At 67.7% G+C, this 25,029-nt stretch carries 16 protein-coding genes and 1 pseudogene; 10 read left to right on the top strand and 7 right to left on the bottom strand.

Annotation, left to right across the window (positions count from 1 at the left end):
• Together FJV41_RS32725 and FJV41_RS32730 are read left to right on the top strand one after the other, a co-directional pair.
• A partial coding sequence (locus tag FJV41_RS32725) for a CsgG/HfaB family protein (RefSeq protein ID WP_220137915.1) occupies positions 1-491 on the top strand: 491 nt, incomplete at its 5' end.
• Complete coding sequence (locus tag FJV41_RS32730; RefSeq protein WP_141646524.1) at positions 488-1,924, top strand: FlgO family outer membrane protein; 1,437 nt, start codon at positions 488-490, stop codon at positions 1,922-1,924. The genes FJV41_RS32725 and FJV41_RS32730, both read left to right, overlap by 4 nt.
• A 43-nt stretch (positions 1,925-1,967) precedes the next feature.
• On the opposite strand, the gene FJV41_RS32735 is transcribed toward FJV41_RS32730, so the two are convergent.
• A complete protein-coding gene (locus FJV41_RS32735) occupies positions 1,968-3,815 on the bottom strand; it encodes an SBBP repeat-containing protein (RefSeq protein WP_141646525.1) in 1,848 nt (615 codons plus the stop codon).
• Between the two features lie 281 nt (positions 3,816-4,096).
• Between FJV41_RS32735 and FJV41_RS32740 the strand changes: the two genes are divergently transcribed.
• Complete coding sequence (locus tag FJV41_RS32740) at positions 4,097-5,362, top strand: MFS transporter (RefSeq protein WP_141646526.1); 1,266 nt, start codon at positions 4,097-4,099, stop codon at positions 5,360-5,362.
• Between the two features lie 10 nt (positions 5,363-5,372).
• Here the strand turns inward: FJV41_RS32740 and FJV41_RS32745 are convergent, their stop codons facing one another.
• Positions 5,373-6,743, bottom strand: coding sequence for a cytochrome P450 (locus FJV41_RS32745; protein ID WP_141646527.1), 1,371 nt, complete (start codon positions 6,741-6,743; stop codon positions 5,373-5,375).
• A gap of 124 nt (positions 6,744-6,867) precedes the next feature.
• Between FJV41_RS32745 and FJV41_RS32750 the strand changes: the two genes are divergently transcribed.
• A complete protein-coding gene (locus FJV41_RS32750; RefSeq protein WP_141646528.1) occupies positions 6,868-10,371 on the top strand; it encodes a pyruvate carboxylase in 3,504 nt (1,167 codons plus the stop codon).
• Positions 10,372-10,433: 62 nt separating this feature from the next.
• Positions 10,434-13,262: a M20/M25/M40 family metallo-hydrolase gene (locus FJV41_RS32755; RefSeq protein ID WP_141646529.1), complete on the top strand. Its 2,829-nt coding sequence runs from the start codon at positions 10,434-10,436 to the stop codon at positions 13,260-13,262.
• 349 nt (positions 13,263-13,611) lie between these two features.
• On the opposite strand, the gene FJV41_RS32760 is transcribed toward FJV41_RS32755, so the two are convergent.
• From FJV41_RS32760 to FJV41_RS56925, 3 genes and pseudogenes are all read right to left on the bottom strand, one after another.
• Positions 13,612-14,364 carry an immunity 52 family protein gene (locus FJV41_RS32760; RefSeq protein ID WP_246137569.1) on the bottom strand — a complete coding sequence of 251 codons (753 nt, stop codon included), beginning with the start codon at positions 14,362-14,364 and terminating at the stop codon, positions 13,612-13,614.
• A 14-nt stretch (positions 14,365-14,378) separates the two neighbouring features.
• Complete coding sequence (locus tag FJV41_RS32765) at positions 14,379-15,680, bottom strand: Tox-REase-5 domain-containing protein (RefSeq protein ID WP_246137570.1); 1,302 nt, start codon at positions 15,678-15,680, stop codon at positions 14,379-14,381.
• A gap of 400 nt (positions 15,681-16,080) precedes the next feature.
• Positions 16,081-16,522, bottom strand: a pseudogene (locus tag FJV41_RS56925) (IS701 family transposase); the annotation flags it as partial.
• A 235-nt stretch (positions 16,523-16,757) separates the two neighbouring features.
• Between FJV41_RS56925 and FJV41_RS32775 the strand changes: the two are divergent.
• Positions 16,758-19,238 (top strand): WD40 repeat domain-containing protein, encoded by a 2,481-nt coding sequence (locus FJV41_RS32775; RefSeq protein ID WP_141646532.1) that lies wholly within the window; start codon positions 16,758-16,760, stop codon positions 19,236-19,238.
• 80 nt (positions 19,239-19,318) lie between these two features.
• Here FJV41_RS32775 and FJV41_RS32780 read toward each other — a convergent pair whose 3' ends face one another.
• Positions 19,319-19,807: a VOC family protein gene (locus tag FJV41_RS32780; protein ID WP_141646533.1), complete on the bottom strand. Its 489-nt coding sequence runs from the start codon at positions 19,805-19,807 to the stop codon at positions 19,319-19,321.
• Positions 19,808-19,812: 5 nt separating this feature from the next.
• Complete coding sequence (locus tag FJV41_RS32785) at positions 19,813-20,001, bottom strand: VOC family protein (RefSeq protein WP_141646534.1); 189 nt, start codon at positions 19,999-20,001, stop codon at positions 19,813-19,815.
• 134 nt (positions 20,002-20,135) lie between these two features.
• Here FJV41_RS32785 and FJV41_RS32790 point away from each other — a divergent pair, with 134 nt between their 5' ends.
• From FJV41_RS32790 to FJV41_RS32805, 4 genes are all read left to right on the top strand, one after another.
• On the top strand, positions 20,136-21,899 hold the full coding sequence (locus tag FJV41_RS32790; protein ID WP_246137571.1) for a family 43 glycosylhydrolase: 1,764 nt from the start codon (positions 20,136-20,138) through the stop codon (positions 21,897-21,899).
• A 395-nt stretch (positions 21,900-22,294) separates the two neighbouring features.
• Complete coding sequence (locus tag FJV41_RS32795) at positions 22,295-23,464, top strand: TIGR02996 domain-containing protein (protein WP_141646535.1); 1,170 nt, start codon at positions 22,295-22,297, stop codon at positions 23,462-23,464.
• Between the two features lie 169 nt (positions 23,465-23,633).
• Positions 23,634-24,395, top strand: coding sequence for a hypothetical protein (locus FJV41_RS32800; protein WP_141646536.1), 762 nt, complete (start codon positions 23,634-23,636; stop codon positions 24,393-24,395).
• A gap of 156 nt (positions 24,396-24,551) precedes the next feature.
• Positions 24,552-25,029, top strand: a 478-nt coding sequence (locus tag FJV41_RS32805; protein ID WP_181791092.1) for a DNA/RNA non-specific endonuclease, incomplete at its 3' end; no start/stop codon positions are given.

Here is a 25,029-nt window from a genome sequence, read left to right on the forward strand (position 1 = left end):
CCGCCACCCCGACCGGGAACACCACGCCGGCGCCCGAGCCTCCGCCTCCCGCCCCCACGGGTCCCGTGCGGGTCTGCGTGTTGAAGTTCCGCAACCTGAGTGGAGACACCTCACTCACGCCCCTCGAACTGGCCCTGTCCGAAGCAGTGGTCACCGACGTGGGCAGCCAACCCGGGATGCGGCTCATCGAGCGCGGGCAGTTGGACCTCCCGATGGAGGAACAGGACTTCACGCAGGGCGCGAGGGTGGACCCGGAGACCCGGGCCCGCCTGGGTCGCATCGTCGGCGCGGAGGTGGTGGTGCTCGGCGGCTTCCAGCAAGCGGGCGCCGTGCTGCGCATCTCCGCGAGGTTCGTCCACGTGGAGACCGGTGAAGTACTCGACACGGCGCGCGTGGAGGGGCCCGCGAGCAAGCCCTTCGAGGTCCAGGACGCGCTCACCGCCGAGGTGCGCGCGCTTCTGCCCCGCCTGTCCGCGAGGCTGAGACCATGAAGGCCCCACACGCGCTTCTGCTCCTCTTCATGTGCTCCCACCTGGCGCACGCGGCGGCACCCGCGAAGCCTCCGCCAGGGCCCGCGGCGGTGATGCCGTTCCGCAACCTCAACACGGACACCTCGCTGGACTGGCTCGCGCGCGGCATGACGGAGACGCTCATCTCCGACCTTCGCGCCAGCGGACGCATCCAATTGGTGGAGCGCGAGCAGCTCGACGCCGCCCTCGCCGAGCTGGACCTCCAGGAGCGAAAGCAGTCCACGGAGTCGACAGCGGTCCGCGTGGGCCGCCTCGTCGGAGCCCGCACCGTCGTGCTGGGCAGCATCCAGCGCGCGGAGCAACAGGTGCGCATCAACGCGCGCTTCATCGACGTGGAGACCGGCGTCGTGCTGGACACGGCGAAAGTCACGGGCCCCGTGGACCGCATCTTCTCGCTGCAGGACCAGGTGGCGGCCCGGCTGATCGGCTCGCCGGTGAAGCCGCGCGCGAAGCGTCCCTCGGGGAGAGAAGCGGTGCTGGCCCTGGAGACCTATGGTCGGGCACTCCAGGCCCCCACCGAGGACGAGCGCGCGTGGCTTCTTCGCGCGACGTTGGCGGGCAGCCCGAGCTTCGAGTACGCCCGAGAAGAGCTCTCTCGTCTGGAGAAGCGGCTTGCCGAGCACGCCCTGCGCGCCACCCCCGGTCGCGAGGCCGCCGACGCGGAGCTGCGGGCCATGATGCTGGACCCCCAACGCGCCTCCGAGGAGCGCTCCTCGGCCGCGTTGCGGTTGTTGGACGCGAACTACATCCGGGGCCGCTGGCGCACGCTGGTCCAGGACACCGAGCGGGTCCTGCCGCTGGGGCTTCCGCTGTATCAACTTCGCCTCCCAGCCGAGACGGCCTTGTGGTTTCGCATCATCGCGCTCGGCAAGCTCGATCAATTGGACGCCGCGCGGGACGCCGGTGACACCTTCCTGCGGACCTATCCCCAGAGCCTGATGGCCGACGGCGTCGACTCCATGATGCGAGCCTCCGCCCTGGCCCGCGCCGCCAACGAGCAATCCCACAAGGCGATGATCGAGGGGCTGGCGACCGAGGAACTCCTCTTCGCCCGGCGCATCGAGGAGCTCGAGCGGAAGGGACAGCCCACCGTCTCCGTGCGGATGGAGCGCGACTACAATCGCTGCTTCAAGCCCGCCACCCATCACGTGAATGCCCAGACCCTGGTGGCCTGCCGGGCCTTCTACGATACGTGGGGAGGCGGAGCCTCCGCCATCGAGAAGACCTACGCCAGGAACGCACGCGAAGCGGAGATTGCCGCCCTCGTCCGCCTGCGCCGCTACAACGAAGCACGTGAGCGGCTGGCCGCCTACCGCGCCATCGACCCCAATGGGGAACAGGCCAGTGTCGCGCGCGTCCTCGTGGTCAACATCCGCGCCAGCGACGAGGAATGAAGGCGCGGCACCTGTCCGGCGTGCCGCGCCTCCAGTGCCCTGGCTACGGGGCGATCTTCGTCAGGAACGAGTCGGGGGCACCCTGCAGCGTGTTGCCCTCGAAGTTCCCGTCCAGGTAGCCGCCGACGTACATGTTGTCGTTCTGGTCCACCACGACACCCATGCTGCGCACGTCCTTCTCCACGCCGTTGAGCACCGCGGTGGGCTGCTGCTTGATCCACTGGAGCGTGCCGGAGAAGTCCACCTTCGCCACGTAGTTGTGGACCATGCCGCCCGTGGTGTCGGTCGTCTGCGTCACGTCCGCCACCCCGCCTCCCGTCACGTAGATGCCGTCGTCATGGGCGAAGATGCCCATGCCCCACGAGCCAGAGCCCGAGTCCAACTCCCACACCCACTGCTTGACACCCGCCGGGTTGAACCGCGCGATGAAGACGTCGATGGCCGGGGTGACGTTGGGCACGCCGTCCATGCCACCGCCGCTGTAGCCCGTCAGGTACACGTTGCCGTTCGCATCCAGCGTGGAGCCATAGAGCCACACGGCCGTGGCGGGAGCCCCCGCCAGCCGCGTCCACTGCTTCACGCCGTCCGCGTCGTACTTGGTGATGAAGGCGTCCTGAGGCCCGGTCAGCGTCTGGCCGTCCAGGTTGCCGTCCGTCCAGCCGGAGACGTAGACGTTGCCGGAGTTGTCAGCGGAGGCCCGCCGCGCATGGGTCGACTTCCCCGCCACGCCCAACAGCCGCGTCCACTGCTTCACGCCCGTCGCGTTGTACTTGGTGACGAACGCATCGTAGTTACCGGTGCGCACGTTGCCATCCAGGTTGCCGTTGGTGGAGCCCACCAGGAAGGCGTTGTCCGCCGAGTCGAGCGACACGCCGTAGCCCTCCGTCTGCGCTCCCGCCAGGCCAATCTGCCGCGTCCAGCCAAACACGCCGGTGTAGCGGTAGCGGGTGATGAACGCGTCCCGGCCCCCGCTGCTCGTCGCGCCCGGCAGGGCGCCATCCGTGAAGCCCGCGACGTAGATCTCCTCGAACGACCGGTTGCGCGCGATGCCGTAGCCCAGGGTGACAGTGCCCGCCACGCCGAGCTGCTTGTGGAACTGGAGGTTGCCGTTCCAGTCGCGGGCCGTGAGGAAGCCGTCCATCAATCCGGCCATGGGCTGCCCCTCCACGCCCACCGTCGTCATGCCCGTGGAGTACGTACGCCCCGCCGGGTCGCCGGCCAGGTCATGGATGCGGGTGAAGCCACCCGGGGCGCCGGACGTCTTCGTCCACAGGTCCACCACCGTGGGGAACGCGTCACACTGGTACAGCTCCAGCCGACCAATGGACAGGACGACGATGCCCGCGCGGTTGTCGTTGTCGTCCGACACGTTCAGCCGGTACTTCTTGTACTGACCGGGGTGGGCCACGTCGTACTCGCGCCGCTCGTTGGTCCAGCCCGTCACGTTCGTGCGCGTGTCCACCACCACCCAGGTGCTGCCGTTGGAGCCCTCCAGCGTCCAGTTCTTCGGGGAGCGCGTGGTGATGGAGCCGTTGGAGTAGGAGATGGCGTAGCGGCGCACCGTCTTCATCACGCCACTGCCGAACTCGTACCCCAGCCATGCGGGCGTCTGGTTGGCCGTGGAGAGCCAGAAGGTGGTGGCGTTGTCGAACGCCTTCCAGGGCTCGTAGGCGGCCGGATTCGAGCCGTACACGCCCGAACTCGTGACGAAGCCCGAGGGCGCCGAGTTGCTCGTCATCACCGGCACCAGGCTGGTGCAGTTGGTGAGCTGCTGCTCCTGGCTCCCCGGAGCGTCCGTCGGGGCATCCTCGCCCGGCTCCCCACCCTGGCAGCCCACGAGCGCCAGCGCGCTCGCCAGGAACATTCCTCGTACCGCGTTCAAGAATCTCATGGTGTCTCCCCTCGTTCCGCGAGCGCGAAGGTGCGCGCGGCCATCCGGGGGCCCTGTGACTCCAGGCCCCCGGTGGACCAGGGAGATACCGACCCCGGGGCAACCCCTGGCGCGGGATGTGACGAAACCGCCCTGGCGCGGGACGAAACCGCCTCACTCGGGGATGAGACCTGAATCACGGTTCATATTTTCCGGAGCATTGCAAGCCAGCCCGTGTTGCACGCGCTGCGTCGAAAGAATCGGTCTTGCTCGCGACGAACCAAACCCATTGAATCGCGCCCATGAAATTCCTGCGTGAGCTGCGCTCGGTCCTGAACCTGACGGTGCTGGTGGCCGGGCTCGGCTACTTCGTCGACCTCTTCGACATCACGCTGTTCGGCGTGGTGCGCGCCGCGTCGCTCCGGGACATCGGCATCACCAGTCCGGAGGAGGTGCTGTCGAAGGGCATCCTCATCTACAACTGCCAGATGGTGGGGATGATGGTGGGCGGCCTCTTGTGGGGCGTGCTCGCCGACAAGCGCGGCCGGCTGTCGGTGATGTTCGGCTCCATCCTGCTCTACTCGTTCGCGAACCTGGCCAACGCGTTCGCCTGGGACGTGACGAGCTACGCGGTGTTCCGCTTCCTGGGCGGCGTGGGCCTCGCGGGCGAGCTGGGCGCGGCAATCACCCTGGTCGCCGAGTCGCTCCCCAAGGAGAAGCGCGGCCTGGGCACCACCATCGTCGCGACGCTCGGCATGCTGGGAATCGTGGCGGCGGCCTTCGTGGGCCAGCACCTGCACTGGAAGACGGCCTACTTCACCGGCGGCATCATGGGCCTTGCGCTGCTGTTCGCCCGCTTCAAGGTCTCCGAGTCGGAGCTGTTCACCAAGAAGACGGACCCCTCGCGCGCCAACCCCTTCCTGCTGCTCCAGGGGGGCCGGTTCCTCAAGTACATCTGCTGCATCCTGATTGGCGTCCCCATCTACTTCACCACCGGCATCCTCTTCACCTTCGCGCCGGAGCTGACGGCGGGGCTCAACGTGCAGGGCACCGTCACGGCGGGCAACGCCATCCTCTATGGCTCCGTCGGCCTGACGATTGGCGACCTGCTCGCCGGCCTGTTCAGCCAGTGGCTCAAGAGCCGCAAGCGCGCGGTGGCGCTGAACCTGGTGGGTGGCTTCCTGCTGATGCTCGTCTACGGGCTGGTGCCCGGGCTCACCAGCACGACGGTGTACCTCCTCAGCTTCCTCATCGGCATCATGGTGGGCTACTGGGCGGTGCTGGTGACGATGGCGGCCGAGCAGTTCGGCACCAACATCCGCGGCACGGTGGCGACGACGGTGCCCAACTTCGTCCGAGGCTCCGCCGCGATTGCCGCCAGCGGCTTCGCCGTCCTCAAGGGCTACATCTCCGTGCCCATGGCGGCCATCACCGTGGGCAGCATCTGCTTCGGACTCGCGCTGATCGCGCTCACGCGAATCGAAGAGACCTTCCACCGCGACCTCGACTTCGAGGAGGCCGGGCCGGACGCGGCCACCGAGGCTGCCGCGCGCTCCCAGCCCTCCTGAAGGGCCGGCGTCAGCCCTTGCGGGCGCTCACCCGCATGGGCATTCCCCGCTTGGGCACGAAGGTCAGCCGCGTCTGCCACTCCACGGGGTTCTTCCCCAGGTACTCCACGTCGCACTGCTGGAGCAGCGTGGCCAGCGTCTGCACCGTGTCCACCTGGGACATGTGCTGGCCCACGCAGATGCGCTGGCCGGCCCCGAAGGGCACGTAGGCGCACTTGTGCATTCCCGTCATGCGCTCCGGCAGGAAGCGGTCCGGGTCGAACGTGTCCGCGTCCTTCCAGTGGTCCGGGTGCCGGTGGATGGCGTACGGGCACATGAGGAGCTGGGTGCCCTTGGGCAGGAGCACCCCGCCCACCTCCACCTCGCCCGCCGTCTCCCGGAGGATGGTCCACGCGGGCGGGTTCAGCCGATTGATCTCCTGCACGACGCGGTTCGTATACGTCAGCTTCGCCACGTCCTCGTACTTCGGCGGCTCGCTGCCACAGACCGAGCGCACCTCCTCGCGGATGGCGCGCGTCACCTCCGGGTGCTGCGTACACGCGTGCACGGCCCACGTCAGGGAGGTGGCGATCATCTCGAAGCTGGCGCCGAAGAGGTTGACGATTTCGTCGCGCACCTGCTTGTCCTCCATCGGCTCGCTGGTGTCCCGGGCCCGCGCCTCCACGAGCGCGGACAGCAGGGTGATGTCTCCGTCCTGCGTCCCCCGCTCGCGCCGCCGGGAGAGCCGCGCGTAGATCCACCCGTTGATGAGCCACAGCGCCGTGCCTATCCGCTCGGGGTTCGGGTCGAGCCGGGGCAGCAGCTTGAAGTACAGCGTGCCCCAGGGCCCTCGCCGACGACCGAACACGTCGATGGCATCCATGATGCTCGCGAAGAACTCCTCGCGCGGCGTCTCATCGAAGCACGTGCGCCACATCACCCCGAACATCAGGCGGGCCGCCTCCGTGTACATGTCGAAGGACTCGCCCCTGGCGCCCAGGTCGGACCACCGCCGCACGCCCTTGGACAGCTCGTCGCTGAAGATGCCCGCCCACTGCCGGACCTTCTCCTTGTGAAACATGGGCTGAACCATGTGTCGCTGCCGCTTCCAGACGTCCCCCTGGCTCACGGTGAGCCCGTTGCCATTGAAGGGATTGACGATGCGCGGTTTGGGGAAGACCAGGGGCTCGTCGATGAGCACCCGCTTCACGTCCACCGGGTTCCTCAGGAACGCGATGGGGTAGCCGTAGACGCGAACCAGGGACACGTCGCCGTATTCGGCGTGGAGCTTGTTGGCCAGGGCCAACGGCTCTTGGAGCATGGGAAAAAAGCTACCCAGCACGGGCAATCCCCGAGGGCCGGCCTTGCGGCGCACGGAGGGCGAAGGAGCAGAGGTGTCCATGACCCCCGATTTGTTCCGGTCGGCTCCGCACCGTCAAGACCGCCATGCACTGACTTGAAACCGACGTCCCGAAACGGGCCAGTTGCGCTGGGAGGGGGAAGCGCCCTATCCCCTCATCCCAGCCATGGCTTCCGCCCCCATCCGACCCATCCAGAAAGTGCTGTGCGCCAACCGCGGTGAGATCGCCATCCGCGTGTTTCGCGCCTGCAACGAGCTTGGCATCCGCACCGTCGCCATCTACAGCGACGAGGACCGGACGCATGAGCACCGCCACAAGGCCGATGAGGCCTACCGGGTCGGTCACGGCAAGCGCCCCGTGGAAGCCTACCTGGGCATCGACGAAATCCTCGACGTGGCGGAGCGAGCCGGGGTGGACGCCATCCACCCGGGCTACGGCTTCCTGTCGGAGAACGCCGACTTCGCCGAGGCCTGCGAGCGCCGGGGCATCCGCTTCATCGGCCCCCGCTCCGCCGTCGTGCGGACCATGGGAGACAAGGTCGCCGCCAAGGCGCTCGCGCAGCAGGTGGGCGTGCCCACCGTGCCGGGCACGACGCTGGAGGGTGACGACGCCCAGGTGCTGGCCCGCGCGCGGGAGTTCTTCTCCACGCACGGCGGCCCGGTGCTCGTAAAGGCGGCCCACGGCGGCGGCGGGCGCGGCATGCGCGTGGTGCGAGAGGAGAAGGAGCTGGAGGCGGCGCTCGCCTCGGCGCGCTCGGAGGCGAAGAGCGCCTTTGGCTCCTCGGCCGTGTTCCTGGAGAAGTTCCTGGAGCGGGTGCGGCACATCGAGGTGCAGCTGCTCGGAGACCTGCATGGGCAGCTGGTCCACCTGCACGAGCGCGACTGCTCGGTGCAGCGGCGGCACCAGAAGGTCATCGAGATCGCGCCCGCGCCCAACCTGGCCCCGGCGCTCAAGCACGCCATCTGCGACGCGGCGGTGCGGCTGGCGAAGGAGGCGGGCTACAGCAGCGCGGGCACGGCGGAGTTCCTCGTCGGCGACGACCACTTCTACTTCATCGAGTGCAACGCACGACTCCAGGTGGAGCACACCGTCACGGAGCAGGTGACGGGCGTGGACCTGGTGCAGAGCCAGATTCGCATCGCGGAGGGCCACGCGCTGAACTCGCCCGAGGTGGGCATCCCCTCGCAGGAGTCCATCCAGCCACGAGGCTTCGCGGTACAGCTGCGCGTCACCACGGAGGACCCGTCCAACAACTTCATGCCGGACGCGGGAGTCATCACCGCCTGGCGCGCGGCCACCGGCTTCGGCATCCGCTTGGATGGCTCGAACGGCTACACCAACGCGCACATCTCCCCGTTCTACGACTCCATGCTGGTGAAGGTCATCGCCTACGCGCCCACCTTCCAGGGCGCGGTGATGAAGGGCCAGCGCGCCCTGCGCGAGTTCCGCATCCGAGGCGTGAAGACGAACCTCCCGTTCCTGGAGAACGTGCTGCACCACCCCGACTTCCAGGCGGGCAAGACGTACACGCGCTTCATCGACGAGACGCCGGAGCTGTTCCATCTGGCGCCCCGGAGAGACCGCGCCAGCAAGCTGCTCACCTACCTGGCCGAGGTCATCGTCAACGGCCACCCCACCATCAAGAGCCACCAGCGGCTCAAGCCCACGCAGTTCATGGAGCCGCGCCTGCCGGTGGCGCCTCCCGGCCCTCCGCCCCGAGGCACCGCGCAGATTCTCGCGGAGAAGGGTCCTCGGGGACTGGCCGAGTGGGTGCTCGCGCAAAAGCGCGTGCTGCTGACGGACACGACGATGCGGGACGCGCACCAGTCGCTGCTGGCGACGCGCATGCGCACCCGGGACGTGCTGCGGGTGGCCCCCGCCACGGCGCACCTGGCGTCGGACCTGTTCAGCCTGGAGAGCTGGGGCGGCGCGACGTTCGACACCGCGTACCGCTTCCTCAACGAGGACCCGTGGGCCCGGCTGCGCGCGCTGAAGGCCGCGGCGCCCAACCTGCTGCTCCAGATGCTGCTGCGTGGCGCCAACGCCGTGGGCTACACCAGCTATCCGAACAACGTGGTGGAGGCGTTCATCGACGAGGCGGCCGAGGCGGGCGTGGACGTCTTCCGCATCTTCGACAGCCTCAACGACCTGGGCAGCATGGACGTGTCCATCCGCCGTGTGATCAAGACGGGCAAGGTGGCGGAGGTGGCCATCTGCTACACGGGCGACGTCGCCAACCCCAAGCGCAAGAAGTACACGCTCGACTACTACGCGGACCTGGCGAAGCGCATCGAGGACTCGGGCGCGCACTTCCTGTGCATCAAGGACATGGCGGGCCTGTTGCGGCCGCGCGCGGCGGCCATGCTGATGGACCGGCTGCGCGAGGTGACGAAGCTGCCCATCCACCTGCACATGCACGACACCGCGGGCAATGGCATCGCCAGCTACCTGGAGGCCATCGAGCACGGGGTCCACATCGTCGACGTGGCCCTGGGCAGCATGGCGGGCCTCACCAGCCAGCCCAGCCTCAACGCGCTGGTGAGCGCCCTGCGCGGCCATCCGCGTGAGACGGGCCTGGCCAACGCGCGGCTGCAGCCGCTCGCCAACTACTGGGAGGACGTGCGCGAGTACTACGCCCCCTTCGAGAGCGGCCTCAAGAGCACGACGAGCGAGGTCTACTACCACGAGATTCCGGGCGGTCAGTACTCCAACCTCCGGCCGCAGGTCGCGGAGATGGGCCTGCTCAGCCGATGGAACGACGTGAAGGACGCCTTCGCGCTGGTCAACGTGCTGGTGGGTGACATCCCCAAGGTGACGCCATCGTCGAAGATGGTGGGCGACTTCGCCATCTTCCTCCTGAAGAACGACCTGATGGTGCGCGCGCCCACGCTGGCGGAGGCCGCCACGCTGACGCACGTGAAGCTCATCGCGGAGGCGCCCCGGTTGGACTTCCCCTCCAGCGTGGTGGGCTACTTCCGGGGCGAGCTGGGCCAGCCGCCCAACGGCTTCCCCGAGGATCTGCGCGCCGCGGTGCTCAAGGGCCTGCCGCGCGTGGAGGGCCGCCCGTCCGCGAGCCTCCCCGCGTTGGACCTGGAGGCCCTGCGCGCCGAGCTGTCGAAGAAGACAGGCCAGCCGCTGTCTCGCGTGGACGCCATCTCCAGCGCGCTCTACCCGCGCGTCATGGCGGGATACCTGGACGATGCCGCGCGCTACGAGGACGTCTCCATCCTCGACACGCCCAACTACTTCTACGGCATGGAGGTGGGCCAGGAGATCTGGGTGGACCTGGAGCCGGGCAAGACTCTGGTCATCAGCCTGTCCGCGGTGGGCGAGCCGGACGAGGACGGCCTGCGCACCGTCTACTTCGCGCTCAACGGCCACAACCGCACGGTGCAGGTGAGGGATCGCAGCCGCGCGGCTCGCGTGGAGTCGCGCCGTCAGGCGGACCGCGCCAATCCCAACCACGTCGCCGCGAGCATGCCGGGCACGGTCATCGCCGTGCACATCAAGGCGGGGGCCAAGGTGGACGCGGGTGCGCCGCTCGTCACGCTGGAGGCGATGAAGATGGAGACGGTGGTGCGCGCCCCTCGCGCGGGCACCGTCGCGGAGGTGGCGACGACGCTGAAGGCCGCCGTCCAGGGCGGAGACCTGCTCGCGGTGCTCCAGTAGGGCCGCGAGAAGGAACAGCCGGCCGTTGAGTGTGGGCGCGGCCTTTGACATGGTCGCGCCCCATGAAGCGTGCACTCCTGTCCTTCCTGGCCCTGGTGTCCTGCGCCACTCCCTCCAACACCTCGCCGTCGACCTCCGAGACCGCGGCGAGCTCCGGCCCCGCTGGCACCGCGCCCCAGGTGCCCGCGCTGCCGGAAGAAGTCCGGCTTGCGGACCTGCGGCAGATGACCTTCGGCGGAGAGAACGCCGAGGCCTACTGGTCCTTTGACGGCAAGCAGCTCTCGCTCCAGGCCCGGCACGAGGGCATGGGGTGTGACCGCATCTACCGGATGGCGGTGGACCCCACGAGCGGCGCCGCCGCGACGGTGACGCCGGTCTCCAGCGGCCAGGGCGCGACGACGTGCGCGCACTTCCTGCCCGGCGACCAGGCGGTCATCTACGCCTCCACGCACCTGGGTGGCGAGGCGTGCCCGCCCAAGCCCGACCACTCCATGGGCTACGTCTGGGCTCTCTACGACACGTACGACATCTTCAAGTCGAACGCGGATGGCAGCGGGCTGACTCGACTGACGGAGACGCCGGGCTACGACGCGGAGGGCACCGTCTGCGGCAAGGACGGCTCCATCATCTTCACGTCCGTGCGGGATGGCGACCTGGAGCTGTACCGGATGGACCGCGACGGGAAGAACGTGAAGCGGCTGACGCACACGCCCGGCTATGACGGCGGCGCGTTCTTCAACGCGGACTGCTCCAAGATTGTGTGGCGCGCGTCGCGTCCGCAGGCCGGCAAGGCCCTGGACGACTACCAGGGACTGCTCAAGCGCGGCCTGGTGCGGCCGACGAAGCTGGAGCTGTACGTGGCCAACGCGGACGGCTCGGAGGCGAAGCAGATCACCTGGCTGAACGGCGCCGCCTTCGCACCCTTCTTCCACCCCAATGGCCGGCGCATCCTGTTCGCGTCCAACCACGGCGACCCCAAGGGCCGTGAGTTCGACATCTGGGCGGTGGACGTGGACGGCTCCAACCTGGAGCGCATCACGTATGCGCCGGGCTTCGACGGCTTCCCCATGTTCTCGCCGGACGGCAAGTGGCTGGCCTTCTCCAGCAACCGCGCCACCGCGCAGGGCAAGAGCGACACCAACCTGTTCATCGCCCGCTGGGTGGATGACGTGAAGCCGGCCTCGGGTGCGCCGTCGGCCGCCGCGGACCGCATCCGCGAGGACGTCTCCTTCCTCGCGGCGCCCGCGCAGGAGGGCCGGGGCATCGGCACGAAGGGAATCGAGGCCGCCGGAGGACTCATCGAGACGCGGTTCCAGGAGTTGGGCCTGACGCCCGCGGGTGACACCGGGACGTTCCGGCAGGCGTTCCCCGTCACCACCGCCGTGCAGCCCGGGGCGGGGACTCAGGTGCGGCTCGGGAAGACGGTGCTCCCGGCGGATGCGTACACGGTGCTCGGCTTCTCCGGGCAGGGCCAGGCGCAGGGCGCGCTGGTGTTCGCGGGTTACGGAATCGTGGAGCCGTCGCTCAAGGTGGACGACTACGCGAAGCTGTCGGTGAAGGGGAAGATTGTCGTGGTGCGCCGCTTCGTCCCGGACGCCCCCGAGTTCTCCGACACTGACAAGCAGCGGCGCTTCGGTGACCTCCGCTACAAGGCCTGGCAGGCGGCGCAGCGTGGCGCGAAGGCGCTCATCGTCGTGGACTGGCCCCAGGCTCCCACGCCCGCGCCCAAGGAGTGGCGGATGCCTCCCGAGGCGACCCTGCCCGTCCTGCATCCCGAAGGCGTGGGCGACGCGGGGCTCCCGGTCGTCGTGGTGAAGCGCGCGGCGATGGAGCCGGTGATGGGCTCGCTGCTGGCGCGCAAGCGCGTGGACGCGCAGGTGGACGTGAAGCTCGAGTTCGAGCAGCGCGCGGCCTTCAACGTCGCGGCGGTGCTGGAGGCGGGCGAGGGCAAGCTACCGGGCCTCGTCGTGGTGGGCGCGCACTATGACCACCTGGGCTTCGGTGGACGTGGCTCGCTGATGCCGGACCGGCACGAGGCGCATGGCGGCGCGGATGACAACGCCTCGGGCGTCGCGGCGCTGCTGGAGATTGCCCGCACGCTGAAGGAGCGCCGCGCCGCGCTGAAGCACGACGTGCTCTTCCTGGCGTTCTCGGGTGAGGAGACGGGCCTGCTCGGCTCCACGCACTTCACCCGGCAGCGAGGGGACGCGGGGATGAAGCAGGTCACCGCGATGCTGAACCTGGACATGGTGGGCCGGCTGCGGTCCGGAGGTCTGTCGGTGCTGGGCGCCGAGTCCGCCACCGAGTGGGGGCCGCTGCTCGCGCGTGCGTGCGACGAGGCTCGCGTCACCTGCAACCCGAGCGGTGACGGGTACGGCCCGAGCGACCACTCGCCCTTCTACGCGGCGGGCGTGCCGGTGCTGCATTTCTTCACGGGGACGCACTCGGACTACCACAAGCCGACGGACACGGTGGAGGGCATCAACGCCGTGGGAACCGCGCAGGTGGCGCGCATCGTGTCGGCCGTGACGGTGGGCCTGGATGGGGCGACGGCGCTGACGTACCGCAAGGTGCCCTCCCCCGCTCCGCGCGGAGACCTGCGCAGCTTCAACGCGTCGTTGGGCACGGTGCCTGACTATGCGGGCCCGCCCAACGGGCAGAAGGGCATGTTGCTCGCGGGGGTGCGCGCGGGAGGCGCGGCGGACCAGGCTGGAATGCTGCGGGGTGACATCCTCGTGCGACTGGGCAAGCACGTCATCGGCGGCGTGGAGGACCTGATGTTCGTGCTCAACTCCTCCAAGCCCGGCGAGACAGTTGAGGCGCGAGTGCTGCGCGAGGGCAAGGAAGTCCCGCTCGAGGTGACGTTCCAGGAGAGCAAGCGCCCTCGCTGAGCCAGTTTGCATGGGGGCCCTTCTTGAGCCCCAGAAGGTGAATCACAGAGCGGGCCCGGATGGCGTTCCAGCAGGACGCCCCGGGCCCGCAGTGTTTTCGAGCACTTGAGCCGGCGGGAATCGAACCCCCGTCTGGACGGTGCGAAAACCCAGCAGAATCGCGCCCTTACCTCGTAACCGTCCGGAACGAGTCAACTTCGGTATCCCTCCGCGTCCCCTGTCGTCCCGTTCCGTTCCCGTACATTCCGCAGGTTCGTGCGACATACGCGCAACATGGCGGGGCTCGCTGGGCGCTCTTCACCCCGCGCAGAGAGGAGCCGAGCGACGAGCGACTCGGCCCCTCTTGTTCCTACTGTTGGGCCTGGAGCGGCTTCAACATCCCCGCTCGGTCCAGCAGCTCACGCACCCGATCGGCCAACGCCACATGGTCCTGATTGCTGGCGGTGAAGCGCTCGGGAGTTAGGACAATCAGCGTGCCCTTGTCCCCCACTGACTCGACACGCACCGGGGCGGGGAGGGGCGGCACGCTGCCCAGGCGGTCCGAGAGGTACGTAACCCACCCCAACGAAAAGGGGTCAGACGCAGCCTTTCTGTGCTCTTGGTAGTAGGCGTATGACGTGGCAAACGCCCAATCCGGCCCCCAAGAGGGCACCATGCCGCGCACTACCTCTGTAAGCACCTGTACTGTCAGCAGGCGTTCGGCATGCTGCCCCTTCCGGGGGAGCGTCATCACGCAGGAGTTCGGCACAGCGTCAGAGTAGCTGCCGCAGTGAATGCGTAGCTCCGCGACGTCTCCATCTGGGCCTCCATTATCGAACCAGAAACTAAACCCGAGACGTTCGATAATACCGCCGGCGTCCGCACGGTTTACACCCGCGCGGAACAGCTCCGTGAGTGTTGCCGAATCTGGCGGCATCAAGGGGTGCTTGCGTGCCTCCTTGAGCGACTTGGCGGGTTTGTACCACTCAGCTAGGAAGGGGTCGCACCCTTCAAGGAAGTTGAGGAAGTCCGCCGTGCGGCGGGCACACTCCTCAGGCGTTTCCTTGCGAGGTCCCCAATAGGCACCAGCATAGTACGACTCAACTCTTCCCTTCTTTGTCATGGCACCTTTCATCGTCAAGGCAGTGGCAGAGTATGGACGACTTCGATCCCCGAGATGCTCGCCCCGTCCAACAGCTTCCGGATGGCATCGGCTGCATCAACCTCAGCCACATGCCACCGGATTGGGATGCTCTTTCCCCGGATGGAATCAAGCTGCCGTCGTGCCTGCTCAATCAGGGCCTTGGCGCCCGAGTGACGAAACCAGCGCTTAGGTTCAAGATCCTCAAAGAACTTCGCATAGCCTGGCCCCTTCGCATCCAGCAGCACGCCCTTCTCGAAGCCATCGAACTTCACGCCTCCGCTACCCTTGCCCACGCCGCCGACCCAGTATGCCTCGTCGGCAGTGTGCCCCGCGATTTGTTCCTGGTAGCGCCGCGCACGGGGGGACATCGATTCCTTGGCCGGTCCCCACTGGCCGGGCCCTTTCGACGGTGCCCCGCTCTTCGCGGCCGTGCTCGCTCGCTGAAGGATGATTGCCGCTCCGGGGCCGCCACTCAGCACCGCCGCCGCGCGCCCGACCGGCACCGCGACGCGACCCATGACGAGCGCGCCTTGGGCAGAGAGCGACAGCACCGGCACCTCGGCCGTAGTAAGTGTCGCACCTCGCAGCGTGCGGGTTGCCGCCGACGCCGTGCCCCATGTGGCGATGAGGTTCGTCACCAGCTTGGAGACGGCCTGCACCTGCTCGCCGCGCGTCATGTACTGGAAGCGCTCCAGGTACTCGGGCGACGAGGCCAGCAGCGCCGCCACTGCGGCAGGCATCTGTCTCAGCGCCGCGAGGTTGTCAGCGGGCGACGTCGAGAAGATCTGCCCCACCGCCAGCGCTAGCCCGACGAAAGCCTCTTCAGCTCCGTCCAGCGTGCGGCTCACGTAGTCCGCATCGTCGTGGACGTCCGCGAAGGCTCCTTCCCCCGTCTCCTCCAGCCGTGCATTCAGCTCACGGAAGACACCTCCCTTGCCCGAGTAGAAGACGCCCAGCTCGAACTGGCCCACCCGAAAGGCACCGTCCTTCCACTCCACGGCGCCCACGCGCTGCTGGGTCTGCCCGCTGCGTACCCACGCGAGGCACCCGTCAGGACGGAGGACCGCCAGTTGCGTGAAGCGGCCCACCCGCCGCACCAGCTCGGCGCACGACACTTCGCCCGCGACCAGCACCTCGCGCAGCATGAAGCCCACCGCGACGCGTGCCGGGAACTGCCCCAGCGTCACGTCCTTGCCCGTCAGCGCCTCCAGCAGCCTTGCCGCTTGCGTTGGAGTGAGCGAGCTGCCCGCCACGGGACGCGCGTCTTGGTCCTCCAGCCCCGCGTCGCGAAGCAACGCATCGAACGCATCGATCCTCTGTCCTCGGGAATGCCGTGCCTCCGTCCCCCCTTCCCTGAGAAGTGCGGAACGCTGCTGGAAAGTGCTCCCGTGAGTCGAGGGTTCAACCCCAGCGCATCCCGTTACGAAGAGAACGGCGCACAGTATCCAGCGGACAGCATGCATTCTGCACCCCCATGCCTCTCTCCAAGGAAGGCAAGTGGGTTGAATGCTGGCATTCCCGTCTGACAAACGACTGGGAACCGACAGCGCGGCGGAATCTTACAACGTCACCCCGACATGCCTCGAAGGCCCGTCAGGGGAAGGTCACGTTGCTAATGCTGCATCACCGGGCGGACGAGTTGCTTCGTCGTCCGGCCCTCTGGCAGGGATATCAGGAAGTAATTGGCGGGCTCAAGCTCAAGCTGCCATAGGCGCTGTCCGCCAGGAGGACGCCCGGAGCCACCCCGTCTTCCACGGCCCGCTCAATCATTCGCAGCGCCAAGGGGGGCTTGGTTTTGAAGGAAACCTCGGCGCGCCTCGTCATTGGCCCAGCACTCGGGGAGGTACAACTCGAAGTCGACGGGCAGGTGCTCGGTACGGGTGGCCACGCTAAGGCTGACGCCAATCTGGCAGTTGGCCACCTTCCCCGCCGAGCCGGTGTATTGCCGCTGGACGCCCACCGAATGCTTGCCCTGCTTGAGGAAGCCCGTATCGTCCACAATCCAGGCTTCCACCGACTCCCTCTGCGTCATCGCCTCCAGCGCATACTTCGCCGCCAGGCGCCGCACGTCCCGGTCGCTCCACTTCGAGTCCACCGCGAAGTGCAAAAGTCGCTGGTGCATGGCGTCCACCCGTTTTAGCAAGAACGGTGTTTCATCTACTTCGAGCCGAAGCTCCTTGAAGGCTTCCAACATCTCGTCGAGGACTACACCTTGGTTGCAGGTCCAGCAGGGCCTCGGCTCGCTTGAGGCGCACCTGGGCCCGGACCAACTCCTTCCCCTGCTCCGCGACGCGCCGGGCACTCGCCCATTGAACCCGGCGGAGGGTCGCCGCGAGAATGCGTCCCCCCGCGCCTCGCGGCGAAAGCCCCCCATGCCCCAAGACCTCGCATCCCTCACCGAGCTCTCCACCCTCGAAGCCCTCATCGACGCCGAAGGGGTGGACGGGCTGCTCGCCGCGCTCACCGACGCGCTCGCCCGGACGCGCGCGGACACGCGCGTGCTGCACGAGGACGGCCCCACCGTGGGGCCTCGGACGCTCGGCGTGCTGCGCAAGGCCGTCACCCTCGACGCGGACTTCCTGCGCGAGCACCCCGAGACCCTCTTCCAGTGCCTCTACAACCGGCTGCGCTGGTACGACGCGCCAGACGCCGCGCGGCACTTCTCCGTCACGGGACAGGGCCCCTGGGACGACCCGGAGGCGCACCTCCACCAGCTCGCGGCCTGGTGGCGACGGCAGCGCGAGTCCTCCGGCGGCGCGCCCTGGGTGGAGTCCCTCCTGCCGCTGCGTGGCGCGCTGGAGGGTGCCGACGCGTACCTCTGGCACGAATCCCAGGTGTTGTGCACGGCCTTCGATGCGACGGGGACGCGGCTCGCCACCGGCTCGTACACCGACGGCTCGCGCGCCGACGGCAACAACGTCCACGTCTGGGACGTGGCGACGGGCAAGCAACTCCGGGTGATGGAGGGCCACGAGATGGAGGTGCGCGGGATTGCGTGGAGCCCGGATGGCAAGCAACTGGCCTCGGGCTCCAGGGCGCATGAAGCGCGCGTCTGGGACGTGGAGACGGGAGAGCACCTGCACCTGTTCCGCCGTCAGGAGGGACAGGTGACGTCGGTGGCCTTCAGCCCGGACGGCACGCTGCTGGCGGTGGCCAACCTCGGCTGGCTCATCCACCTGTATGACCTGGACACGGGTGAGAAGGTCCGCACGCTCAAGGGGCACCAGCAGTCCGTGCTGAGCGTGGCGTTCCATCCCTCGGGGCGCTGGCTCGTGTCGGGCGCATCGGACGACACGATGCGCGTGTGGGAAGTGGCCACGGGCGAGCAGGTGGCGCGGTTGGATGCGCAGCGCTCCGTGAGCACCGTGGCCTTCAGTCCGGACGGCGAGTGGCTTGCGTGGGCGGACCTCGACGACGTCGGCGTGGCGGAGACGAAGACCTGGCAGCGGGTGCGCGGCATCCAGGGGGGCTCGCGCTACTCCCACGTGCAGTGGCTGGGGTCCTCGCGGCTGGGCCTCTTGGGGTACGACCGGCTGGAGGTGCTGGACGTGAAGGACGGCGCCTCGGTGTGGTCGCGTCCCTATTCCTCGGACGGGCACGAGCGCGGCGCGGCCTTCTCGCCAGACCTGAAGCACTTCGCGCTGACGGCCGTCGATGGCGGTGTGCTGCTGAGCCGGCTCGATGCGCCCACGCCCCCCAGGCTCCTCTCCGAGCAGCACCGCGTGAAGCACCTCTGGGGACGGACCGAGGGAACCCTGGCCGTCGCGATGCGGATGGATGGCATGCTCGCCATCGATGCCCAGGGCCACGTGCGCGAGCCACCGCCCGAGACCAATGCATCCAACCTGCATCCCTGGCGCTTCAGCGGGAACGACGCGCTGGCCGCCTATCCCGTCACGAAACACCTGGAGGACGGGTGGCGACGGGGCATCCAGTTGTTCGACCTGGCACGCCTCGCACCGACGATGGAGCTGACCGGGAAGCCTCTGGAGGGGCGGGATGCGTCCAGGAAGATGACGATGAAGCAGGTCATGACCTTCTCCCCGGACACGACGCTGCTCGCGGGGACGTTCGAGCTGGGCGTGGTGCGAGTGTGGCGCGTGGCCGACGGCCAGTTGCTCCACACATTCAAGGGCCCCGAGGCCCCTGTCACGATGGTGGAGTTCACCCCGGACGGCGCCTACGTCGTGTCGGGCCATGAAGAGCCCTCCCGGCTCCAGGTGCACGACGTGAAGACGGGCCGGCTCGTGCTCGACACGCAGGCCCTGATGAAGCCCGCGGTGGCGTACACGGCGGCCGAGCACGTGCCGCGCATCGCGGTGGGACGGGCCTCGGGTGACCTCGAGCTCTTCGACCTGTCCACGGGTTTCCGGCGCTTGCTCCAGGTCTCCGAAGAGCCGGTCATCACCGCGAGGCTCTCCGAGGATGGCCTGCGGGTGGCCGTGTGCGCACTGGACGACCGGGTGCGCATGTATGAAGCGGACACGGGGCGGCTCATGTACGAGATACAGCACCCCGCGCTGCCGTTCCTGGTGGCCATGGACGGGGATGTGCTCGTCACCCGCTCGGATGACCAGAAGACGCGCTTCTTCGACCTCGCCACGGGGGCGCCGAGAGAGGTGCTCGATGGTAGCGCGGAGCCCGATGAGGTGACGCGCCGCACGTACTGGGAGGTGCTCAGCGACGAGCCCGTCGCGTTCCATCGCCGGATGGACACCACGCCCCTGGCGCGCTTCCACGACTCGCTGGAGGAGGCGATCATCCTGCGTGACGGGCTCGTCGTGGCGCGCGGACTCACCGTCCCGGACTTCCTCTACGTGCTGAAGCTCCACGACGCCTCAGGCGAAGCCTGAGGCCCGGAGTCACTGGCAGCCCAGATGCCACTGGCGCTCCACGCCGTCGAGCCGCACACGAGGCTCGGCGGCCCCGCGCATCAGCCTCCCCCGCGGACCGCGGCCTCGATCTTCGCGATGTCGATCTTTCCCATCGTCATCATCGCGTCCATCGCACGCTTGGCCGCCGCCTTGTCTGGGTGGGTCGTCGCATCGAGCAGCACGCGCGGCGTGATCTGCCACGAAAAACCCCAGCGGTCCTTGCACCAGCCGCAGGCGCTTTCCGCGCCACCATTGCCGACGATCGCATTCCAGTAACGGTCGGTTTCTTCCTGGTTCTCGGTGACCACCATGAAACTGACCGCCTCGTCAGGCTTGAACGTCGGCCCGCCGTTGAGCCCGACGAAATCACGGCCGAGGACGGTGAACTCCACGGTCAGCTCGTCCCCCGCCTTGCCATCGGGAAAGTCGGTCGCGGCTTCGTGGCCCGGGCCAACGCGGCTGTTGGGGAACACGCTGGCGTAGAATTCCGCGGCTTTGCGCGCCTCGCCATGGTCGAACCACAGGCAATTGATAATCTTCTCCGCCATTTCGCCTACCCTTTCCTTGCACCGACCAGCGCGAACTCCGCGCCTTGCGGATCGACCCCGTTCATCGAGAAATCGCCGCCGGGGATTTCGTTCGGACCGTTGAGCACCTGCCCGCCAGTGGCCTCGATTGCCACCTTCGCCGCGTCGAACAGCCAAACCAGCAACAACAGCGCGGCAGCGGGAGGCACGTTCATCCATGCCTCCAACAGGATAGCGCTTCACCTCCGTGACATGTCCACACCATGGCCGCGAACCGGACCAGGATGTCCAGAAACTCAAGCTTTGTCCGGCGCCTCCTTCCTGCGACGCTGCGCCCAGGAGGAAGTCCATGCACACCGCACGTGTCGTCGTCCCGCTGGCCGCGCTCTTCCTGGCCGTCGTCGGATGTGGGGGTGAATCGTCACCGGAGCTGGAGCCCAGACAAGAGGTCCTTTCGACATCGCACGCCCTCGCCGGCGTCTGCGACGGCGTCACTTGCAGTGGTCATGGCGTCTGTCGTGACGAGGCTGGCGCCGCGCGCTGCATCTGTGACGAGGGCTTCACCGACGCCGCCTGCGCCACGCGCGGTGGAGACTACGGGCGGCGCACGCTGCTCGCCCCGGGAATGGCGGACCCCGACGTCTACAAGGAACACGACGACCTGTTCTTCCTGTCCGGCACTGGCAACGGGTGGCAGTTGCCCATCTACGAGACACGAGACCTGACGAGCTTCCAGCTCAAGCGCTCCTATGACCCGTCCGTGGTCGACCCCGTGTATGACTATTGCTTCCTCTGGGCGCCTGACCTCGGCAAATACGACGGCGTGTACCAGCTGTACTTCTCGGCGCACCGAGTCCCCAACGGCGCCGCGTGTCCTCCGTCCGGCCAGGAGGTGACCACCTTCGTGGCCACCGCGCCCGACGTGAACCTCCAGTTCGGCGCGCCCCAGCCCATCAACGCCAACACCACCTGGCCTCGCACCTCCACCGGCACCGCGTGCCTGCCGCAGGGCTGCAACCGGAACATCCGCATCGACTCGGCCACGTTCAATGACACATCGGGCCGCTGGTTCTTCTATGTCTGGTTCGACCGGGGCAACAACATCTCCTCCTTCAACACCGCCGCCCCGGGCACCGTCTACAACCACGCGGGCCCGGCCATCTTCTCGACGCCCTCCTACGAGGAAGGCATCAACGAGGCCCCCGAGGTCTTCAAGCGCAATGGCCAGTACTACCTGCTGCTCAGCGGCGGTTGGTACAACAGCCAGTACGCCATGTATTACGTGATGGGGGACTCCATCCCCCAGCTCACGCGAGCACGGGCGGTGCGGCGGCTCTCGCAGCCCCTGCGCAACACCGCTGGCAGGCTGGTGCAGAGCCACGGCCACAACGTCATCGTCGAGCGCCGGGGTGAGTACTTCAACGTCTTCCACGTCGGCGCCTTCGACGCCTCGGGCAACCTCACCTCGCGCAGCACGTACAAACAACGCGTCGCCTTCAAGCCGGACGGCTCGCTGCACTCGCTCAACCAGGTGAACGTTCGGTGGAACAAGCTGACCGGGTACAGCTACTCGCTCGACGTCGTGCTGCGCGACGGCACGGTGATTGGCCCGTGCCTGTCCGTGGCCGTCCTGGGACAGGCCAACAAGACTGTCTTCGACGGTGTGTGCCGCAGCGCTGGAGACCGCGTGGTGACCAAGGGCGACATCGCCGCCTTCCGCATCTTCTATTCGAACAACAACGTCTGGGGCCCCTTCGTCGAGCGGGCCTATGACGGCATCTCCGACGACGTCACCCTGGACCTGCCGGGTGGCTACACGCCCTTCGTGGACTTGAGCTGGAGCGAGGAGGAGACCACCGCTCAGTACTCCATCGACGTGCAGCGACGAGACACCGGCGCGTGGATTGGCCCCTGCATCGGCGTCACCTCCGTCAACAAGAGCCTCTCCTGGACCTACCTGGGGCGCTGCGACACACCCGGCATCAACGTGCCCTCCTCCAACATCCAGGCCATCCGCATCTGCTCCGCGGTGAATGGCGACTGGGCCCGCGCCCGCTGCGGCGCCACGCCGTATGACGGGCGAGGCATGCATTCGCACATCGTCATCCCCTGAGCCGCCTGCATCTCCCCTCCGGGTGCGCATCCGCGACGATGCCACCCGGAGGCCCACACGCCATGTTCCGTGGCATCCGCGCTCGCGAGCACACGGCCGCTTTGACGTCGATCATGTGTCTCACCTGCTCTTGACAGCGACCGAGGGCCGCCGCGGCGAGTCTGTCCCGCCCTCACCGCAGCGCACATGCCACCCCTGGACGGCCTCGCAACCCATGGAGTTCCCGGGGACGTACTGGCTCCGGGAGGCACGCGACAGGCGCCCCGACGGTGACTGCGGTCATCACGAGGATGGCGCCAGACCTCACCGGGGCACTGATCCCCTCGCCATGTGACGGTCCACCTCACTAACGTCCGGTCCGAGGCGCGCCACGTTCGGCGCGGGAGTGGACAGCCATGGCGCGGGACGAGGTCGAGGAAGCAAGCTCCAACGAGCTCAGCGAGAGCACGCCGGAGGGCAAATCCAATCCGGAGTTCGAAGCCACCCTCCTCAAGGACCCGGACAACGTGGAAACGTACCTCGTCTATGGAGACTGGCTCCAGCGCCAGGGCGACCCGCGCGGTGAACTCATCGCGCTCCAGCACGCGGCATCGAAGGCCGAGGGCGCGGAGGCCAGCGACCTCAAGCGCCGGGTGACAGCGCTCATCCAGAAGCACCAGGCGCTGCTGCTCGGCTCGCTGGCGACACCGTGGGCCGATGAGGAACTCTCGCTGGAGTGGCACCTGGGGTTTATCCGCGCCGCGAGAGTGGGTCGCAAGGAATTCAACTCCACGCTCGATGTGTCGGAGACGGTGTCGACGCTGCTTGCCCACCCCTCCGCGCGATTCCTCAAGTCGCTCACCGTCGGCATCGTGACGGCGGACGGGGGTAACGACTACGAAGACGTCACCCAGGCCATCATCCAGGCCAAAGGCTCATCGACGATTCAGAGCCTCTTCCTCGGCGACTTCGACTACCCCAGGGAATTGGAAATCTCCTGGACCTACCTGAACGGCGTCTCGGGGCTCTACGCGGCGCTGCCCCACCTGCGCTCGCTGCGGCTGCGCGGCGCGGCCCTGGACCTGGGCGAAATGGACCTGCCAGAGCTGCGCGACTTCACCCTCGAGACAGGGAGTCTGCCGTTGGCGGTCGTCAAATCCATTGCCAGCGCGAACTGGCCCAAGCTGGAGAAATTGGAGGTCTGGTTCGGCTCGCGGTACCACGGCGCGGAGGGTGACGTAGAGGACATCCAGCCCATCCTCGACGGCAAGGGGCTGCCAGCCCTCAAGGCCCTGGGCTTGTGCAACGCGGAGTTCACGGACGAGCTGGCGAAGGCGTTGCCCACCGCGAAGGTGCTCCCCCAGCTCGAGAAGCTGGACCTGTCCATGGGCTGTCTGTCTGATTTGGGCGCGAAGGTGCTCGCGGACAATGCCGAGGCGTTCAAACACCTCAAGCACCTGGACGTGACGGAGAACACGCTCACCCCGGAAGGGGTGAAGCAGGTGGCGAAGCTGGCGGACACGGTGGCGGCGGGCAACCAGCGCAACTACGACGAGGATGAGCGCTACGTCGCGGTGGGCGAGTAGCGGCCAGGTCTCGTCAGGGACGAATTTTCAGCAATCGCGGAAGCACCTCGCACATCGACAAACCGTGAAAGGGATACGACCGAAGCCAAAGGCTGGCGGCGTATCCCCTTTGTCACCGAGTCGGGCCGGCTCCTCTCGGCGGCACACACGTCTTGAACGGAGAATCCCTGTGCGCGTTGCCTCGTTCCTTGCATTCATTCCTCGCTTGCTCGCCCTGGGGTTGAGCCTCTTCGGTGCCCAGGCACTCGCGGGCTATGCGCCCTACGCTGACGGTCATGTCCTTCGCGCCTCCGACACCACGAACCGCTACGTGGTGGCGGGTGGCGCGAGGTTCCTCATTCCCGCTGGGGAGTGGATCCACTACGTCTTCGCCCCCTCGGTGACGCAGCCCCAGGCCACCATCAACACCTATGAGGTGATTCCCAGAGACGGCACGCTGATCCGCGAGCTCAGCGAGACAGCCATCTACGTCGTGGTGGGCGCGAAGGACTGGTGGGTTCCGAATCCCACGGAGCTGGGCTTCTGGGATGACACCACGAGCGTCAACAACGTCCCGACCGGGTCGCGGGACGTCTTCCCCATGCTCGTGTACAGCGCGCTGATCCAGGACCGCACGTCGAGCGACATCTATCTCTTCGTCGCGGGCGCGGTGTTCGCCGTCACAACCCCCGCGGACCTCGCCTACTTCGGCGGCTCATCCGCCGTGAAGGTCGTTCCCCTGGGCACGGTGGGTCAGTACTCCAATGAGGTGTATTGCGGAACGCTCCTCCGCGAGCGCTCGAGCAGCACCGTGTACTACATGGGGTATCGCTCCAGTTCCCCCACCATGTGGAAGGGCGAAGTGACCGGAGTCACCGCGGATGGCGTCGTGCCGGATGGCGCGCTCTCCTCGTTCCCGCTGCTCCCCGGCATCCCGTCCTGCATCTGGTAGTGCGCTGACTCCGAGGGGGCCGGGAGTTCGCCGGCCCCCCCTTCTCCGTAGAGCCACGCGGCCGCAGTTCGCCAGAAATTCACGTATTGCGACTCTCCCTTTCTTGGTAAACAAGTCAACGAAACAGTGAAACCGACTCAGAAAGGACCCAAGAGAATGCGCGCGCTGAACAAGCTCTTCGTTGCGGCGGTGTTTGTCCTGATGTCTGGCGGCTGCGGAGTCACTGACACGGACCTGGGCGGCGACGATGCCGCCCGTCAGCTCGAGCAGGACTTCGGCGGCCCGAGCGGTCTCATGGAGTTCTTCGAGCACCACACGGAGGAGGAGATCCGGGAGGCGCTCAAGCAGTACGGCGTCGGCTACGTCATCCACGGGGAAGTCTCACAGGCAGCCATCCGCGACTGCCCGAAGTACTTCCCGTCGGCCGACCGGAACATCTGGCACAACTTCGACGGCGAGTACTACTTCATCGACACGGCGGGCCGGCCGAGCCGGGCGTACAAGAACCTGCCACCCATCACCGCCGCGCCGCGCGTCGACTCCTGTCAGACGACCGTCGGGCAGTGGGGCGACGCGGAGAACTCCAGCAACGACTATGACGGGGGACACCTCATCGGCTCGCAGCTCGGGGGCT

Source organism: Myxococcus llanfairpwllgwyngyllgogerychwyrndrobwllllantysiliogogogochensis, assembly GCF_006636215.1.
In the GTDB taxonomy this organism is placed as follows: Bacteria; Myxococcota; Myxococcia; order Myxococcales; family Myxococcaceae; genus Myxococcus; species Myxococcus llanfairpwllgwyngyllgogerychwyrndrobwllllantysiliogogogochensis.